Annotated in this window: 17 protein-coding genes; 15 read left to right on the top strand and 2 right to left on the bottom strand. The window is 60.8% G+C overall.

Translation table 11 applies throughout. From position 1 onward, the window contains the following. The first annotated feature begins 101 nt into the window (after positions 1-101). Positions 102-542 (top strand): rhodanese-like domain-containing protein, encoded by a 441-nt coding sequence (locus MCB86_RS19275; protein ID WP_045162715.1) that lies wholly within the window; start codon positions 102-104, stop codon positions 540-542. On the opposite strand, the gene MCB86_RS19280 is transcribed toward MCB86_RS19275, so the two are convergent. Beyond that, positions 523-846 carry an EscU/YscU/HrcU family type III secretion system export apparatus switch protein gene (locus MCB86_RS19280; RefSeq protein ID WP_239611891.1) on the bottom strand — a complete coding sequence of 108 codons (324 nt, stop codon included), beginning with the start codon at positions 844-846 and terminating at the stop codon, positions 523-525. The genes MCB86_RS19275 and MCB86_RS19280 overlap by 20 nt on opposite strands. Then, positions 843-2,366 (bottom strand): flagellar hook-length control protein FliK, encoded by a 1,524-nt coding sequence (locus tag MCB86_RS19285; RefSeq protein ID WP_239611892.1) that lies wholly within the window; start codon positions 2,364-2,366, stop codon positions 843-845. The genes MCB86_RS19280 and MCB86_RS19285 overlap by 4 nt, the downstream gene beginning before the upstream one ends. 132 nt (positions 2,367-2,498) lie before the next feature. On the opposite strand from MCB86_RS19285, the gene ccmA reads away from it, so the two are divergent. From ccmA to MCB86_RS19355, 14 genes are all read left to right on the top strand, one after another. Then, a complete protein-coding gene (gene ccmA / locus MCB86_RS19290) occupies positions 2,499-3,134 on the top strand; it encodes a cytochrome c biogenesis heme-transporting ATPase CcmA (RefSeq protein WP_045162712.1) in 636 nt (211 codons plus the stop codon). Further along, positions 3,131-3,802 (top strand): heme exporter protein CcmB, encoded by a 672-nt coding sequence (gene ccmB / locus MCB86_RS19295; RefSeq protein ID WP_045162711.1) that lies wholly within the window; start codon positions 3,131-3,133, stop codon positions 3,800-3,802. The genes ccmA and ccmB overlap by 4 nt, the downstream gene beginning before the upstream one ends. Before the next feature lie 154 nt (positions 3,803-3,956). Next, the gene (locus MCB86_RS19300; RefSeq protein ID WP_239611893.1) at positions 3,957-4,712 is read left to right on the top strand and encodes a heme ABC transporter permease; all 756 of its coding nucleotides are present in this window, start codon (positions 3,957-3,959) and stop codon (positions 4,710-4,712) included. Beyond that, positions 4,709-4,885 (top strand): heme exporter protein CcmD, encoded by a 177-nt coding sequence (gene ccmD / locus MCB86_RS19305; protein WP_045162709.1) that lies wholly within the window; start codon positions 4,709-4,711, stop codon positions 4,883-4,885. The genes MCB86_RS19300 and ccmD overlap by 4 nt, the downstream gene beginning before the upstream one ends. After that, the gene (gene ccmE / locus MCB86_RS19310) at positions 4,882-5,349 is read left to right on the top strand and encodes a cytochrome c maturation protein CcmE (RefSeq protein WP_045162708.1); all 468 of its coding nucleotides are present in this window, start codon (positions 4,882-4,884) and stop codon (positions 5,347-5,349) included. The genes ccmD and ccmE overlap by 4 nt, the downstream gene beginning before the upstream one ends. Then, complete coding sequence (locus MCB86_RS19315; RefSeq protein ID WP_239611894.1) at positions 5,346-7,319, top strand: heme lyase CcmF/NrfE family subunit; 1,974 nt, start codon at positions 5,346-5,348, stop codon at positions 7,317-7,319. The genes ccmE and MCB86_RS19315 overlap by 4 nt, the downstream gene beginning before the upstream one ends. Positions 7,320-7,322: 3 nt before the next feature. After that, complete coding sequence (locus MCB86_RS19320; protein WP_045162706.1) at positions 7,323-7,853, top strand: DsbE family thiol:disulfide interchange protein; 531 nt, start codon at positions 7,323-7,325, stop codon at positions 7,851-7,853. Then, entirely contained in the window at positions 7,850-8,323 is a 474-nt protein-coding gene (locus MCB86_RS19325; RefSeq protein WP_045162705.1) for a cytochrome c-type biogenesis protein, read from the top strand. The genes MCB86_RS19320 and MCB86_RS19325 overlap by 4 nt, the downstream gene beginning before the upstream one ends. Continuing rightward, the gene (gene ccmI, locus MCB86_RS19330) at positions 8,320-9,537 is read left to right on the top strand and encodes a c-type cytochrome biogenesis protein CcmI (protein WP_239611895.1); all 1,218 of its coding nucleotides are present in this window, start codon (positions 8,320-8,322) and stop codon (positions 9,535-9,537) included. Before MCB86_RS19325 ends, ccmI begins: the two co-directional genes overlap by 4 nt. Before the next feature lie 27 nt (positions 9,538-9,564). Beyond that, on the top strand, positions 9,565-9,990 hold the full coding sequence (locus tag MCB86_RS19335) for a hypothetical protein (protein WP_155397646.1): 426 nt from the start codon (positions 9,565-9,567) through the stop codon (positions 9,988-9,990). A 134-nt stretch (positions 9,991-10,124) separates the two neighbouring features. Continuing rightward, positions 10,125-10,421 carry a hypothetical protein gene (locus MCB86_RS19340; protein ID WP_045162703.1) on the top strand — a complete coding sequence of 99 codons (297 nt, stop codon included), beginning with the start codon at positions 10,125-10,127 and terminating at the stop codon, positions 10,419-10,421. A 337-nt stretch (positions 10,422-10,758) separates the two neighbouring features. Beyond that, positions 10,759-12,228 (top strand): sigma-54 dependent transcriptional regulator, encoded by a 1,470-nt coding sequence (locus tag MCB86_RS19345; RefSeq protein WP_239611896.1) that lies wholly within the window; start codon positions 10,759-10,761, stop codon positions 12,226-12,228. A 266-nt stretch (positions 12,229-12,494) separates the two neighbouring features. Next, positions 12,495-13,601 carry an ATP-binding protein gene (locus MCB86_RS19350; protein ID WP_239611935.1) on the top strand — a complete coding sequence of 369 codons (1,107 nt, stop codon included), beginning with the start codon at positions 12,495-12,497 and terminating at the stop codon, positions 13,599-13,601. Between the two features lie 5 nt (positions 13,602-13,606). Then, the gene (locus MCB86_RS19355) at positions 13,607-15,013 is read left to right on the top strand and encodes a sigma-54 dependent transcriptional regulator (RefSeq protein ID WP_239611897.1); all 1,407 of its coding nucleotides are present in this window, start codon (positions 13,607-13,609) and stop codon (positions 15,011-15,013) included. The last annotated feature ends 15 nt before the right edge of the window (positions 15,014-15,028 follow it).

Consider the following 15,028-nt stretch of genomic DNA (forward strand, 5'->3'; position numbering starts at 1 on the left):
GCCGTGGCAGTGAACGATATGACCATTGCTTCCTCCAATTTGGACAAGGCTTCGCCGTGTCTGGTGCGGGCCCGTGCCCGACGGCGGGCGAGGAGGATGTGATGCTGCGCATTCTAATGCTGTGTCTGCTGGTGAGTCCTACCTGGCTTTACGCGGGGGAAGCACCGATCGAAGTCGAAGGTGCAATGACCGTCAATGTCTACCAGGCCAGGCAGCTCCATGCGCTTGGGGCGGTATTCGTCGATGTGCGTCCGAGCCGTGAATGGGAGTGGGGGCATATCGAGGGCGCAGTGCATATGGAGCTCGCGCGAGAATTCTTCGGGTTGTCGCAGAACCAGTGGCCAAGAAGCGTGCCGCTGGTGGTCTATTGCGACAGTGAAGTCTGTCCAGCCAGCGCCGAGGCGGCACGGCTGGCCGTGGCGTGGGGCTACCAGCAGGTGTTTTATTTCCGTCAGGGTTACTTCGCCTGGACCTTGGCAGATTTCCCCCAGGAAAAGGGTCGGTTCGACGATGCCAGGACCCTTAACGCTCAGGCCCATTGAGGCGCAGGGTGGATGAAGAGTCCTGTCGCTCGGTAAATCCTGGTGGGCATTTGCCTTTCAGGTACCAGGCAAATGCGATGATTTCGGCGATGGTGCGATAGAGCGCTTCTGGAATGGCATCCCCCAGCTCCAGACGCGCCAGCAGTTTCACCAGCTCTGCATTTTCGTAGATCGGCACTTCATGCTCACGTGCTATTGCCAGTATCGCTTCGGCCAGCTCGTCGTCGCCCTTGGCGGACAGCGTTGGCGTGGTGGCGCCATCGTAGGTAAGGGCGATGGCTTGGCGCGGTGTGTTGGCGGTCATGCGGTTTCGTCCACGAAGCGTTGATCCAGTGATGTGCGAGGCCCCTGGGGCGGCGTGCCCTGTCTGCAGGCGAGCTCGCCGATATTCAGTCCGGCCGAGACCAGCCGCTGACGCAAATGATCGAGTTCTGCCGAGATCAGTTCTGCGGTACCGCTGCGTTCTGCCCATATCTGGCTAGACAGGCTGCCCTGGAGTAGTTGCGCTTGAACCTGTAGCGGGCCCAAGGGCGCTACGTCGAACGCAAGCTCGACTTTCCAGAGGATGTCCGGCTTTTCCTTGCGGTTGTGCTGGGGCTCTTCTTCGCGCTGGAATTTCACCTGCAACGGCACGATATCGCGCTGATCGCGCATCGGCACCTCGATCTGCCAGGTCGTGACCTGCGTGCCGTCCGGGCTGGTCTGGGTCTGGGCGAGGCTGGACAGCTGGTGAGTCTGCAATCGCGACACGGCGGCAGCGGCGAGCTTCAGCAGCAGCTCCAGGTCGGGCTCGTCCTCGGCGTTGGGTAATAACCGGCTCGGTAACGGAAAGGTCTGCGCCATCTGGCGGGTGTTCGGTTGTCCTAAGGCACCCAACGCATTGCGGGCGAAGGCCGGTAATGCCTGTCCGAATGCGGCACCGGCCTGTGCCGCCGTCACAGGTCCGCCGCCGGGTAGTCCGGGCAGCTGGGCGATCAGGCGCAGCAGGGCCGCCTTCATGTCCGTCGGCAGGCTGCTCTCGTGGCTGCTCAACAGGCTTCCTTCGAGAAAGACACCGCTGCGCGCCAGCGCCTGGGCAACGGTTTTGGCGTCACCGAGCTGTTGCATGTCTGGGACCAGGCCGAGCAGACGTTCGGCCGCACCGCGCAACCGTTCGGGCAGTCCACTGCCGGATCCCAGTGCGCCCAGCAATCCTTCGATCGACCCCTGACGACTATGTTGCGCAGTCAATTGCTGCCCCAGCACCAACTGATCGAGGCGACCGCTCAGCGGCATGAACGCCAGCGACTGGTCCCCCTGGACTCGGGCCGTTACCAAATTGCCCGGCGCCAGCGGGATCGCCGACTCGACGTTCAGTTTCTGCCCGGCAAGCGGCGAGTTGAGCAGGCTGATCACGACCTTGAATACCGCCTTCCCGTCCTGCTGTGCCTGCTGGCTGGCCGTCACCTTGCCTTGCACCACGCTCCCTACCGGCAGCTGAGTGAGATCGATACTGCTCTGCGGCTGGCGATTACCGGGTTGCAGCGCGGCCATCAGGCGGGTGTCGGACACGGCGGTAATGAGCATGGCTGTCCCGGGTACAGCGGTCCTGGGACTGCTGGTTTCGACCGTCGCCTGTCGTCCGTTGGTCAGTGTAAGTCGCAGCGTCAGCTGAAAGCTTTGCAGCGCCTCCTTGATGCTGATGACCTCGGCGTCGGCACTTTCCCCCGCGACAAGCAACCCCTGCATCGGCTGCAACAGCTTCAGTGCCATCTCGGCCGAAGTCGTTACCGGACGAGACGGGCCGGAAGAGGGGATTGCCTGGGTACTCTTGATCTCGGTCATTTTTACTTAAATGCTCTTACAACCTTTCGCCGTTGTGGCCTTTGGTGCAGGGGCTCGGCATGTATAATTCCGGCCGCCCGGCTCGCTATCGATGTAGCGGCCGGGTTTCTTCCATCTTGAGGTAGCCCTAGCGTGTCCAGTCCCTTTCTAGAAGCTGTAGCGCTTTCCTGTGAGCGGGACTGGCGTCTTCTGTTCGAGAGGTTAGACCTGCGGATCGCCAAAGGGGAAATGTTGCAGATCGCCGGCCCCAACGGTAGTGGCAAGACCAGCCTGCTTCGGTTGCTCTCCGGTCTGATGCAGCCGACCTCAGGCAAGGTGCTGCTCAACGGGCGAGACCTCGAAAGCCAGCGCGATGAATTGGCCCGCAACCTGTTGTGGATCGGCCATGCAGCGGGTATCAAGGGGCTGCTCACTGCCGAGGAGAATCTCTCCTGGTTGTGCGCATTGCATCAGCCTGCGACGCGCGATGCGATCTGGCAAGCGCTTGATTCGGTAGGCTTGCGCGGTTTCGAAGATGTGCCCTGTCACACGCTTTCCGCAGGACAGCAGCGCCGCGTCGGCCTGGCTCGGTTGTATCTGTCGCCCCCACCCTTGTGGATTCTCGATGAGCCCTTCACAGCGCTGGACAAGCATGGCGTGGCGCAGCTCGAACGCTATCTGGCGACCCACTGCGAGCAGGGCGGCATGGTCGTACTGACGACGCATCATTCGCTCGCCGAGATGCCGGCAGGCTTCCGCGAAATAGATCTGGGGCAGCGAGCCGCATGAGTAACGTTTTTACCCTGCTGCTGGCTCGCGAAACGCGTCTGCTGTTCCGTCGGCCGGCGGAACTGGCCAACCCGCTGGTTTTCTTCGCCATCGTCATCGCCCTGTTTCCGTTGGCGGTCGGCCCCGAATCGCAATTGCTGCAAACGATTTCACCTGGATTGATTTGGGTCGCTGCGCTGTTGGCGGTGCTGCTCTCGTTGGACGGACTGTTTCGCAGCGATTTCGAGGATGGTTCGCTCGAGCAGTGGGTCGTTTCGCCGCACCCGTTGGCGCTTCTGGTTCTCGCCAAGGTGCTGGCACACTGGCTGTTTTCCGGGCTGGCGCTGGTGCTGCTCGCCCCGTTACTGGGTCTCATGCTGGGAATGCCGGCCAGTGCGCTGCCGGTCCTGCTGATTTCGTTGCTGCTGGGCACACCAGTGCTCAGCCTGCTAGGAGCGGTGGGGGCGGCGTTGACCGTGGGACTCAAGCGTGGCGGCTTGCTGTTGGCACTACTTATTCTCCCACTCTATATCCCCGTGCTGATCCTCGGCAGCGGGGCGCTGCAGGCAGCGTTGCAGGGGCTACCTGCGCTCGGACACCTATTATGGCTTTCCAGCCTGACTGCTCTGGCAGTTACCCTGACACCCTTTGCAATAGCGGCCGGCCTGAAAATCAGCGTTGGCGAATGACGGACTGCACCATGGATCTATCCGATAGCGGAGCGCGAGTCGCCGATGCGAGACGAGTGGTTTCGATAACGATGAGTTTACTGATCGCGGGCAAGAGGCGGCTGCCCGTTTTCAAGGCAGTATCGCCCTGTGTGGTGGATGTGAGGCGGGTTCTATGAACTGGACGTGGTTCCACAAACTGGGTTCACCCAAATGGTTTTACGAGATCAGCAGCCGCTGGATGCCCTGGCTGGGTTGGGCCGCGTTGCTGCTGATCGGTGTCGGTGTCGTCTGGGGCCTGGCCTTTGCGCCGCAGGATTACCAACAAGGCAACAGCTTTCGCATCATCTATATCCACGTGCCCGCCGCTTTCCTGGCGCAATCTATCTACGTAATGCTCGCCGTCGCCGGCATTGTCGGCCTGGTCTGGAAGATGAAACTCGCCGACGTCGCCCTGCAGCAGGCCGCGCCGATCGGCGCCTGGATGACCTTTATCGCGCTTCTCACCGGTGCGGTGTGGGGCAAGCCGACCTGGGGCGCCTGGTGGGTATGGGACGCCCGGCTTACTTCGATGCTCATCCTTCTGTTCCTGTACTTCGGCATCATTGCGCTGGGGCAGGCGATCAGCAATCGTGACAGCGCAGCCAAGGCCTGCGCGGTGCTCGCCATCGTCGGGGTGGTCAACATTCCGATCATCAAATATTCGGTGGAATGGTGGAACACGCTCCATCAGCCGGCGACCTTCACCGTTACCGAGAAGCCGGCCATGCCGGCCGAGATGTGGCTGCCACTGCTGGTTATGGTGCTGGGCTTCTATTGCTTCTTCACCGTGGTGCTACTGATGCGCATGCGCCTGGAAGTGCTGCGCCGCGAGTCGCGAAGCAGCTGGGTAAAAGCCGAGGTGAAAGCGTTGGCGGGTAAAGCTTTATGAATTTTTCCTCGTTTTCCGACTTCATTGCCATGGGCAACCATGGCCTGTATGTCTGGACTTCTTATGGCATCAGCCTGGCGGTCCTGATTCTCAACGTGGCGTTGCCGGTAATGGCGCGTCGGCGTTATTTGCAAGACGAGGCGCGTCGTTTGCGCCGGGAGGAAATGAAGTGAATCCTGTGCGCAAGAAGCGTCTGTACATCGTACTGGCCATTCTGGCTGGCGTCGGTATCGCGGTGGCGCTGGCATTGTCTGCTCTGCAAGAGAACATCAACCTCTTCTATACGCCGACGCAGATCGCCGCGGGCGAAGCGCCGGAAGGCACGCGGATCCGTGCGGGCGGAATGGTCGAAGAGGGATCGGTACAACGCAGCAACGATTCGCTGACGGTGACCTTTCGTGTCACTGACTACGCTCAGTCAGTCACCATTCAATACCAAGGGATTCTTCCTGACCTGTTTCGTGAGGGGCAAGGAATCGTCGCCTTGGGGCGCATGAATGCGGACGGCATGCTGGTCGCTGACGAGGTGTTGGCCAAGCATGACGAAAATTACATGCCGCCAGAAGTCACGGCAGCACTTGAGAAAAGCGGCAAGAGCAAGCCTTACGCGGGTGGCGAGCAGGAGTACGCGAAATGATCCCCGAACTCGGTCATCTGGCGATGATCCTGGCGCTGTGCCTGGCCTTGGTACAAGGCACGCTTCCATTGATCGGTGCCTGGCGGGGTGATCAGCAATGGATGGGGCTGGCGCAACCGGCCGCGTGGGGACAGTTCTCGTTCCTGGCGTTCTCTTTCGCTTGCCTCACTTACGCTTTCATGGTGGATGATTTCTCCGTGGCCTATGTTGCGCAGAACTCCAACAGCGCCTTGCCCTGGTACTACAAATTCAGCGCGGTGTGGGGGGCACACGAGGGGTCGCTGCTGTTATGGGCCTTCATCCTGGCGGGCTGGACCTTCGCGGTATCGATCTTCTCGCGCCAGTTGCCGGAAGACATGCTGGCTCGGGTACTGGGCGTCATGGGGCTCATCAGCATCGGCTTCCTGCTGTTCCTGATTGTCACGTCAAACCCCTTCGAACGGCTGCTACCGCAGGCACCGATGGACGGACGGGACCTCAATCCGTTGCTTCAGGATTTCGGTCTGGTGGTTCATCCGCCGATGCTCTACATGGGCTATGTCGGTTTCTCGGTAGCCTTTGCGTTTGCCATTGCCGCACTGCTTGGAGGTCGCCTGGATGCCGCCTGGGCACGCTGGTCGCGCCCCTGGACGCTGATCGCCTGGGCATTCCTGGGCATCGGTATCGCCCTCGGCTCCTGGTGGGCCTATTACGAACTGGGCTGGGGCGGTTGGTGGTTCTGGGATCCAGTGGAGAATGCGTCCTTCATGCCTTGGCTGGTGGGCACGGCGTTGATTCATTCGCTGGCGGTGACGGAGAAGCGTGGTGTCTTCAAGAGCTGGACGGTTCTGTTGGCCATCGCAGCCTTCTCGCTCAGTCTGCTGGGTACTTTCCTGGTTCGCTCCGGCGTGCTGACTTCAGTGCATGCGTTTGCGACCGATCCAGCGCGTGGTGTTTTCATTCTGGCGTTCCTGCTGATTGTGATCGGTGGTTCGCTGACGCTGTTCGCCCTGCGCGCGCCGGTGGTAAAGAGCCAGATCGGTTTCGGCCTGTGGTCGCGGGAAACGCTGCTATTGGTCAATAACCTGTTGCTGGTCGTCGCCACCTCGATGATCTTGCTGGGTACCTTGTATCCACTGCTGCTCGATGCGCTGTCGAATACCAAGCTTTCGGTCGGTCCCCCTTATTTCAATGCGATGTTCCTGCCGCTCATCGGCGCGTTGATGCTCGCGCTCGCCGTAGGTGTGCTGGTGCGTTGGAAGGACACGCCGGTGAAATGGCTGGTCGGCATGCTGATCCCGGTGCTGATCACCAGCGCCGTCCTCGGTGGGCTGGGCTCGATGCTATTCGGCGATTTCCACTGGGCCGTACTGGCAGTATGTCTGCTGGCTGCCTGGGTGGTAGCCGCCGGGGTGCGCGACATACTCGACAAGACCCGTCATAAAGGCCTGTTGAAGGGGATCAGAAGCCTGGCGCCGAGCTACTGGGGTATGCAGTTGGCGCATTTCGGTCTGGTGGTCTGTGCGCTGGGAGTGGTGCTGACGAGCCAGCAGAGCGACGAGCGAGATTTGCGTCTGGCTCCCGGAGAGTCGCTGCAGTTGGGTGGTTACAGCTTCGTTTTCGATGGTGCCGAACATTTCGAAGGTCCCAACTTCACCTCCGATAAGGGCACCATTCGCGTCTTCGAGGGCGACAAGCAGGTGGCGACGCTGCATCCGGAGAAACGTCTCTACACCGTGCAGCAGATGCCGATGACCGAGGCGGGCATCGATGCAGGCTTCACTCGCGATCTCTATGTGGCTCTCGGCGAGCCCCTGGATAACGGCGCCTGGGCGGTGAGGGTGCATATCAAGCCGTTCGTTCGCTGGATCTGGATGGGCGCATTGCTGATGTCGCTGGGGGGCGTGCTGTCGGTCAGCGACAAGCGCTACCGGGTGAAGGTCAGGACCCGCGTCCGCGACGCGCTCGGCTTGGCCCGGCAAGGAGCCTAATTAATGAAACGAGTATTGATGTTGCTGCCGTTGGCGATCTTCCTGCTGGTCGCCGTGTTTCTATATCGTGGGCTGTTCCTCGATCCGACCGAGCTGCCGTCGGCGTTGATTGGTAAACCGATACCGTCGTTCACGCTGCCTTCGGTCGAGGATCCACAGCGGCTGATCAGCGCCGCGGATATCAAGGGCAAGCCAGCACTGGTCAATGTCTGGGCGACCTGGTGCGTCGCCTGCAAGGTCGAACATCCGGTACTGAACAAGCTTGCGGAGCAGGGCGTGGTCATTCATGGCGTCAACTACAAGGACGACAATGCCGCGGCGCAGAAATGGCTTAAGGACTTTCACGACCCCTACCAGCTGAACATCAGTGACGAGCAGGGCAGTCTGGGCTTGGACTTGGGCGTGTATGGCGCCCCCGAGACCTTCATCGTCGACAAGCAGGGAATCATTCGCCACAAATACGTCGGCGTCATCGATGAGCGCGTCTGGCGCGAGCAACTCGCCGCGCTGTATCAAGAACTGGTGGACGAATGAAGCAGCTGATCCAGGGGATTGTGCTGGCGCTGTGTCTGGTTGGCGGCGTGCAGGCGGCAATCGACTCCTATGAATTCAAGAGCGATGCTGAGCGGGAGCGTTACCGCACGTTGGTCGAGGAGCTGCGTTGCCCCAAGTGCCAGAACCAGAACATTGCCGACTCCAACGCGCCGATCGCTATGGACCTGCGTCGCGAAATCTACCGCATGGTGGAGGAGGGGCAGAGCAACGAGCAGATAGTGGATTACCTCGTCGCCCGTTACGGCGATTTCGTCCGCTACAAGCCGCCCGTCAATGCCAAGACGCTCTTGCTCTGGTATGGCCCTATTGCTTTGCTGGTACTCGGTTTCGGCGTGCTGGCGTTCATCTTGATCCGCCGCCGTCGAAACTCTGCCGGCTCGGTGTCGAACACTCTTTCCGAGGCCGAGCGTGCGCGTCTCGCCATGTTGTTGGATAAAAAAGAACCATGATCGATTTCTGGATAGGTGCAGGCCTGCTGTTGTTGGCCGCCCTGGCGTTCCTGTTGCTTCCCCTGATGCGGGGGCGTCGGATACAGGCGGAAGAGGACCGGACGGCCCTGAATGTCGCGCTCTACGAAGAGCGGCTCGCTGAGCTGGCCGCACAGCAGTCGGCAGGGACGCTCACCCCGGAGCAGTTCGAGGTGGGACGAGCCGATGCGGCGCGTGAGCTGCTAGACGACACCGAGGGTGACGATACTTCTCGGCGCAGCAACCTGGGCCGAGCGGTGCCGCTGATTGCGGCGATTCTCATGCCGTTGCTGGGGTACGGCCTGTACTTGCATTGGGGGGCGAGCGACAAGCTGGAGCTGGCGCGCGAATTCGCCGAGCAACCTAGAACCATGGAAGAAATGACGACGAGGCTGGAGCGCGCAGTGAAGGCACAGCCCGAGTCCACCGAGGCCTGGTATTTCCTGGCTAGAACTTATATGCGCCAGGATCGTCCCGCCGATGCGGCCGCAGCCTATGAGCAGCTCATCAAGCGCGCGGGTCGCCAGCCGGAGCTTTTGGGCCAATGGGCGCAGGCGCTCTATTTTGCCGAAGACCGCCAATGGTCGACGCAGATGCAGCAGCTGACTGACGAAGCGCTCAAGGGCGATCCTCACGAAGTCACCAGCCTCGGGTTGCTGGGCATTGCAGCCTACGAAGAGCAGCGTTTCGATGAGGCGATAGGGTTCTGGGAGCGCCTGGTCGCAACGCTGCCCGCCGAGGACCCCTCGCGTGAAGCTATTCAGAGTGGCATTGCCCGAGCCCGAGAACAGCTCGGCGAACCGGCTTCGCCAAGCGCGAAGAAACCGGCAAGCGAAACCACTGCCGCTGTCGGTCCCGAACTGACAGTCGATGTGCAGCTGGGCGCCGCGTTGAGTGATAAGGTGCGGCCCACTGACACCGTGTTCGTTTTTGCTCGCGCACTGTCCGGCCCGCCAATGCCATTGGCTGTGAAGCGCCTGACCGTGGCCGATCTGCCCGCTACGGTCAGTTTGAGCGATGCCGATGCAATGACTCCGCAACTTCGCTTGTCCAACTTCGAACAGGTCAAACTGTTTGCCCGTATTTCCAGAAATGGAAACGCCACACAGGGCGAATGGCAGGGCAGCAGCGAACCGCTGGCACCGAGCACCGGCGGCTCGGTCAAGCTGACCATCGATCAACCTGAAACGCCCTGATCGCCAGGGTTCAGGAGGCCAGTGACAATGACGGATTTGGTTTCGACAGCGGTATATCGCTTGCCCAGGGCTGGCGGCGTAGTGATGCTGGCATTGCTGTTGGGAGCCTGCGCGGGTAATCCCTATCAAACATCTGAGCCGGCACGCCGACCGACCCCGCCGGTGTCGGAGCCTCGCGAACCGGTCACGAGTCCACCGCCGGTGCGTACGCCTCCGGCCCCGCGCCCGCCCGCTACGCAAAAAAGCCATCCACGTTATGCGCCGCCGCCACATGCCGCTGCGCATTGGGACAATCGCCTAGGGGTCTATGTCGTGGAAGGGCGGGACATGTTCTACCGTGAGCGGCTCTACTACCGCTGGGACGGCGACTGGTATTGTGCTGGCCGGCCCGATGGGCCTTGGGAGCCGGTCGCGCCTCCAAGCGTTCCTACGGGGCTGCGTGGCTTGCACTGATGCGCCGCAGCCTCGATTTCCAATGAGAACGTTAAAGACGTTTCGCAGGTTGCCGATAAAGGTTCAGACACCGCCAGCAGTGCCGTGTGGCCGTGTAGGTTCGGCCTTGTAACCAGTTCATCCGGAGCGGATTCATGAGTGCAGCAGTCAAACGTCTTGAAGAAACCCGCAGCGCGTTACGCGATGCGATGGCACAGCAGGACTGGACGGCGATCAGCGTCCTGGATCTGCAGTGCCGGCAGGTCGTTGAGGCAGCGATGGTTGAGCCTCGTGAGGACGAGCCGGCACTTCGGCAGCGGCTGCAAGAGCTGGTAAATCTCTACCAGGAGCTGGTCGTCACCTGCCAGACCGAGCAGCGGCGCGTCGCGGACGAACTGCTACAGCTCAATCAATCTCAACGCAACGCCAACGTATATAAGCTGTTTGGTTGAGATCAGGATGACTTCTGCTCATCAGAACAGAAGTCGGTGGGGAACATCAGCGTGGCCGCATACGTCCGGCAACTTTAATCCGGCAACTCGTCTTGGTGGCCACGGCATTCGAAACGTGTCCGTGGACTAGGCGAACGACCGCTCCGCTGATCGCTGCACTTCGCTCCCCTCTGCCTTGCCTACAATCAGTCGATTTTTGATCTTTTGTCGTTGAATCACGTCATAAATTTGACTCGGCGGGTTTTTTTTAATTAACTACTGGCTATCTGCCGATGGCGTAACCGTTTTTAACAAAGACGAGCGCGGCCCCCTTTCAGCCTCTAGAGCTATAAACAAGATGTGGCGTGAAACCAAAATTTTGTTGATAGATGACGACCGGGATCGTCGCCGCGATTTGGCGGTCATTCTTAATTTTCTGAGCGAGGACCATCTGGCCTGCGCCAGCAACGAGTGGCAGGGTACGGTCGAGGCATTGGAGTCGAGCCGCAGCATTCTCGGCGTGATGCTCGGTGACGTTTCGGCCAGGGGCGGCGCGGTAGAGTTGCTCAAGCAGCTCAGCAAGTGGGACGAAAATCTGCCGCTAATGTTGATTGGTGAGCCCGTACCGACGGACTGGCCGGACGAGATTCGTCGGCGCGTGTTGACCAGCCTCGAGATGCCGCCGAGCTATAACAAGCTGCTCGATTCGCTTCATCGGGCCCAGGTCTATCGAGAAATGTATGACCAGGCGAAGGCGCGAGGACGGCAACGCGAGCCCAACCTGTTCCGCAGCCTGGTGGGCACGAGCCGCGCGGTCCAGCACGTCCGCCAAATGATGCAACAGGTCGCCGATACCGAAGCGAGCGTATTGATCCTCGGCGAGTCGGGAACCGGTAAAGAAGTGGTTGCGCGTAACCTTCATTACCATTCCAAACGCCGTGGTGGACCTTTCGTTCCCGTCAACTGCGGGGCGATTCCGGCCGAGTTGCTGGAAAGCGAACTGTTCGGCCATGAGAAGGGCGCATTTACCGGGGCGATCACGTCCCGTGCCGGTCGTTTCGAACTGGCAGAAGGCGGAACGCTGTTCCTCGACGAAATTGGTGACATGCCGCTGCCTATGCAGGTCAAGCTGCTACGGGTTCTGCAGGAGCGCACCTTCGAACGTGTGGGCAGCAATCGTACGCAGAATGCCGATGTCCGGATAATCGCGGCGACCCACAAGGATCTGGAAAAGATGATTGTGGACGGTAGCTTCCGCGAGGATCTCTATTATCGCCTTAACGTTTTCCCCATCGAAATGGCCCCGCTGCGCGAGCGCATCGAGGACATCCCGCTGCTGATGAACGAGCTGATCTCACGCATGGAACATGAAAAGCGTGGTTCCATTCGCTTCAACTCGGCTGCGATCATGTCGCTCTGTCGTCACGATTGGCCGGGCAACGTGCGCGAGCTCGCCAACCTCGTCGAGCGCATGGCAATCATGCATCCCTATGGCGTGATCGGCGTGATGGAGTTGCCGAAGAAGTTTCGCCATGTCGATGACGATGACGAGCAGTACGCCATCAGCGTTCATGACGAAATGGAGGAGCGTGCTGCAATCAATGCGCCCATTGTCGCCGCCGACGCCCACGCCATGCTCCCGGTGGAAGGCCTCGACCTAAAGGATTATCTGGGTAATCTGGAGCAGGGGCTCATCCAGCAAGCGCTCGAGGATGCGGGTGGAGTGGTTGCACGCGCTGCCGAGCGCCTGCGTATTCGGCGGACGACCCTCGTCGAAAAAATGCGCAAGTACGGCATGAATCGCCGCGAAGACGACACGGACGAATAACGTTTCCCCCACGCCGCTAACCGCGGCGGCGTGATATTCCCGCCGATCCTTCTTCAATACCGCTAGAGTTTGTTTCCGTTCTGCTGCGCACGACGTGGCAGCAACAGGCCCTGGGCATGATCCTTGCTGTCGTCACTTCACCGACCATCTTTTGACGGATACGAGTGCCAGTGCCTTCAGCGTTCTCCTCATCAGCGTTAAACCAGTGCCCGAGCGAGACCTCGGCAAGCGGTGAGCTCGAGCAATCGCTTGAGCTGTTTACCCGCATGTCAGGTCGGTTGGGCGCGTCCCAGCAATTCCTGCAGACGCGTGTGGCCGAATTGAAAGACCAACTGGCTGAAACCAGTGCGCAGCGCCGGCGCGAGTTCGAAGAGAAAGAACGCCTGGCCAATCGTCTGCAGAGTCTGCTGGACCTATTGCCTGGCGGCGTCATCGTCATTGACGGCCAGGGCGTGGTCCGCGAAGCCAATCCGGTAGCGCTGGAGCTGCTAGGCGGGCCGCTCGAAGGGGCGCTCTGGCGCGAGGTGATCACCCGCAGCTTCGCTCCGCGTAAGGACGACGGCCATGAAATCTCGCTGAAGGATGGACGTCGCGTGTCCATCTCTACGCGTTCGTTGAATGGCGAGCCTGGACAGTTGGTGTTGCTGACCGACCTGACCGAGACGCGACGATTGCAGGAACAGCTGGCGCGTCACGAACGTTTGTCGGCGCTGGGGCGGATGGTGGCATCGTTGGCTCACCAGATCCGCACGCCGCTTTCCACCGCGTTGCTTTATGCCAGCCACCTGGAGCAGGGCGGCTTGTCCATCGAGCAGCAACAGCGCTTCGCCGGCCGCCTGAAAGACCGCCTGAACGAACTGGAGCATCAGGTCCGCGACATGCTGGTGTTTGCTCGCGGCGACCTGCCTCTGGAGGATCGGCTGGCTCCGACCGAACTGCTGGCTGCGCTGCGTGCAGCGGCCGCAGCGAAAGTGGAGGGTGTTGCTGTTCGCTGGCAATGCGATGTCTCGAGCGGCGCGCTTCTGTGTAATCGCGACACGCTGGTCGGTGCGCTGCTCAACTTGATGGAGAACGCGCTGCAGGCTTGTGGCAAGCAGCCAAGACTGAAAGTGCATCTCTATGCGCGTGACGCAGTGCTGCGTATCAGCATCAGCGACAATGGTGCAGGAATGGATGCGGCAACCCTGTCCCGACTCGGGGAACCCTTTTTTACCACCCGAGCGACTGGAACCGGGCTGGGTGTGGCGGTGGTCAAATCGGTGGCGCGGGCTCACTCAGGTGCGCTTGAGTTGCGTTCCCGGCCGGGTAGAGGAACCTGTGCGACCCTTCAGCTGCCGTTGCTTCCGGCGTCCTTGCCGGCAATTTCGGAGTGAAGCCCATGGCTGCGAAGATTCTGCTGGTCGAAGACGACCGTGCTCTACGCGAGGCGCTAGGCGATACGCTCGAGCTCGGTGGCTATTCCTATCACGCGGTCGATAGCGCCGAGGCCGCGCTTCGGGCGCTGGAGCAGGGTGGCTTCGGCCTGATCGTCAGTGACGTGAACATGCCTGGTATGGACGGTCATGCCTTGCAGGGGCTGGTCCGCCAGCGATACCCGCAGCTACCGGTCCTGCTGATGACGGCGTTTGGTGCTGTGGAGCGAGCGGTCGAGGCGATGCGTCAGGGGGCGGTGGATTATTTGGTCAAGCCGTTTGAGCCGCACGTTCTGCTCGGACTGGTCGCTCGCCATGCTTGTGGCCAACTTGGTTCAGCCGACGAGGATGGCCCGGTGGCCGTCGAACCGACAAGTCAGCAGCTGTTGGCTCTGGCGGCCCGAGTCGCGCGTAGCGATTCGACCGTGCTGGTTTCCGGTGAGTCCGGTACCGGCAAAGAGGTGTTGGCCCGCTATATCCATCAGCAATCAGCGCGCGCCGACAAGCCTTTCATTGCGATCAACTGTGCGGCAATACCGGACAATATGCTCGAGGCGACTCTGTTCGGTCACGAGAAAGGTGCTTTCACTGGCGCCATCGCCACGCAGCCGGGCAAGTTCGAGCTGGCCGAAGGCGGCACGCTGCTGCTCGACGAGATTTCCGAGATGCCGCTGGCGCTTCAGGCCAAGTTGCTGCGCGTGCTGCAGGAGCGCGAGGTCGAACGTGTCGGCGGTCGTAAACCTATACCGTTGGATATCCGTATCGTCGCTACGACCAACCGTGACCTGGCTGATGAGGTTCGTAACGGGCGTTTCCGTGAGGATCTTTTCTATCGGCTCTCCGTGTTTCCGCTCGCCTGGCCGGCGCTGCGGGACCGACCGGCGGACATCGTGCCGCTGGCCGAGCGATTGCTGGCCAATCATGCGCGGAAAATGCGTCAGCCAAGCGCCATGCTTACGGCCGAGGCGTGTGATTGTCTTCTCCGTCACGCCTGGCCGGGCAATGTCCGCGAGTTGGACAACGCCATTCAGCGCGCATTGATTCTGCAGCAAGGCGGCCTGATCCGCCCCGAGGATTTATGTCTGACGTCCACGGCCGGCTTCGCTGCGCTGGCCAGAAGTTCCGCAGCCAGCATCGCGCCGGTGTACCCATCTCAGGCTGCCTCGACAGGATCTGCCGAGACGGCTGGTGCGCTGGGTGAAGATCTGCGTCGTCGCGAGTTCGAGGTGATTCTCGAGACCTTGCGAGCAGAGCGCGGTCGCCGCAAGGAGACCGCTGACCGGCTGGGGATCAGCGCACGCACCCTGCGCTATAAATTGGCTCAAATGCGTGATGCTGGCATGGACCCGGAAACAGCCTTACGAACCGGCTGAACCGCTTCGATGCGA

The sequence above is a fragment of the Pseudomonas sp. KSR10 genome (genome assembly GCF_022355455.1).
Classification (GTDB): domain Bacteria; phylum Pseudomonadota; class Gammaproteobacteria; order Pseudomonadales; family Pseudomonadaceae; genus Stutzerimonas; species Stutzerimonas stutzeri_E.

Bases quoted from the DNA above. Each gene is read 5' to 3' on its own strand.
- MCB86_RS19340 (WP_045162703.1), top strand. From the start codon at position 10,125: ATGAGTGCAGCAGTCAAACGTCTTGAAGAAACCCGCAGCGCGTTACGC.
- MCB86_RS19325 (WP_045162705.1), top strand. From the start codon at position 7,850: ATGAAGCAGCTGATCCAGGGGATTGTGCTGGCGCTGTGTCTGGTTGGC.
- MCB86_RS19275 (WP_045162715.1), top strand. From the start codon at position 102: ATGCTGCGCATTCTAATGCTGTGTCTGCTGGTGAGTCCTACCTGGCTT.
- MCB86_RS19355 (WP_239611897.1), top strand. From the start codon at position 13,607: ATGGCTGCGAAGATTCTGCTGGTCGAAGACGACCGTGCTCTACGCGAG.
- ccmB (WP_045162711.1), top strand. From the start codon at position 3,131: ATGAGTAACGTTTTTACCCTGCTGCTGGCTCGCGAAACGCGTCTGCTG.
- MCB86_RS19280 (WP_239611891.1), bottom strand. From the start codon at position 846: ATGACCGCCAACACACCGCGCCAAGCCATCGCCCTTACCTACGATGGC.
- MCB86_RS19345 (WP_239611896.1), top strand. From the start codon at position 10,759: ATGTGGCGTGAAACCAAAATTTTGTTGATAGATGACGACCGGGATCGT.
- MCB86_RS19300 (WP_239611893.1), top strand. From the start codon at position 3,957: ATGAACTGGACGTGGTTCCACAAACTGGGTTCACCCAAATGGTTTTAC.
- ccmI (WP_239611895.1), top strand. From the start codon at position 8,320: ATGATCGATTTCTGGATAGGTGCAGGCCTGCTGTTGTTGGCCGCCCTG.
- ccmD (WP_045162709.1), top strand. From the start codon at position 4,709: ATGAATTTTTCCTCGTTTTCCGACTTCATTGCCATGGGCAACCATGGC.
- MCB86_RS19315 (WP_239611894.1), top strand. From the start codon at position 5,346: ATGATCCCCGAACTCGGTCATCTGGCGATGATCCTGGCGCTGTGCCTG.
- MCB86_RS19350 (WP_239611935.1), top strand. From the start codon at position 12,495: ATGTCAGGTCGGTTGGGCGCGTCCCAGCAATTCCTGCAGACGCGTGTG.
- MCB86_RS19320 (WP_045162706.1), top strand. From the start codon at position 7,323: ATGAAACGAGTATTGATGTTGCTGCCGTTGGCGATCTTCCTGCTGGTC.
- MCB86_RS19335 (WP_155397646.1), top strand. From the start codon at position 9,565: ATGACGGATTTGGTTTCGACAGCGGTATATCGCTTGCCCAGGGCTGGC.
- MCB86_RS19285 (WP_239611892.1), bottom strand. From the start codon at position 2,366: ATGACCGAGATCAAGAGTACCCAGGCAATCCCCTCTTCCGGCCCGTCT.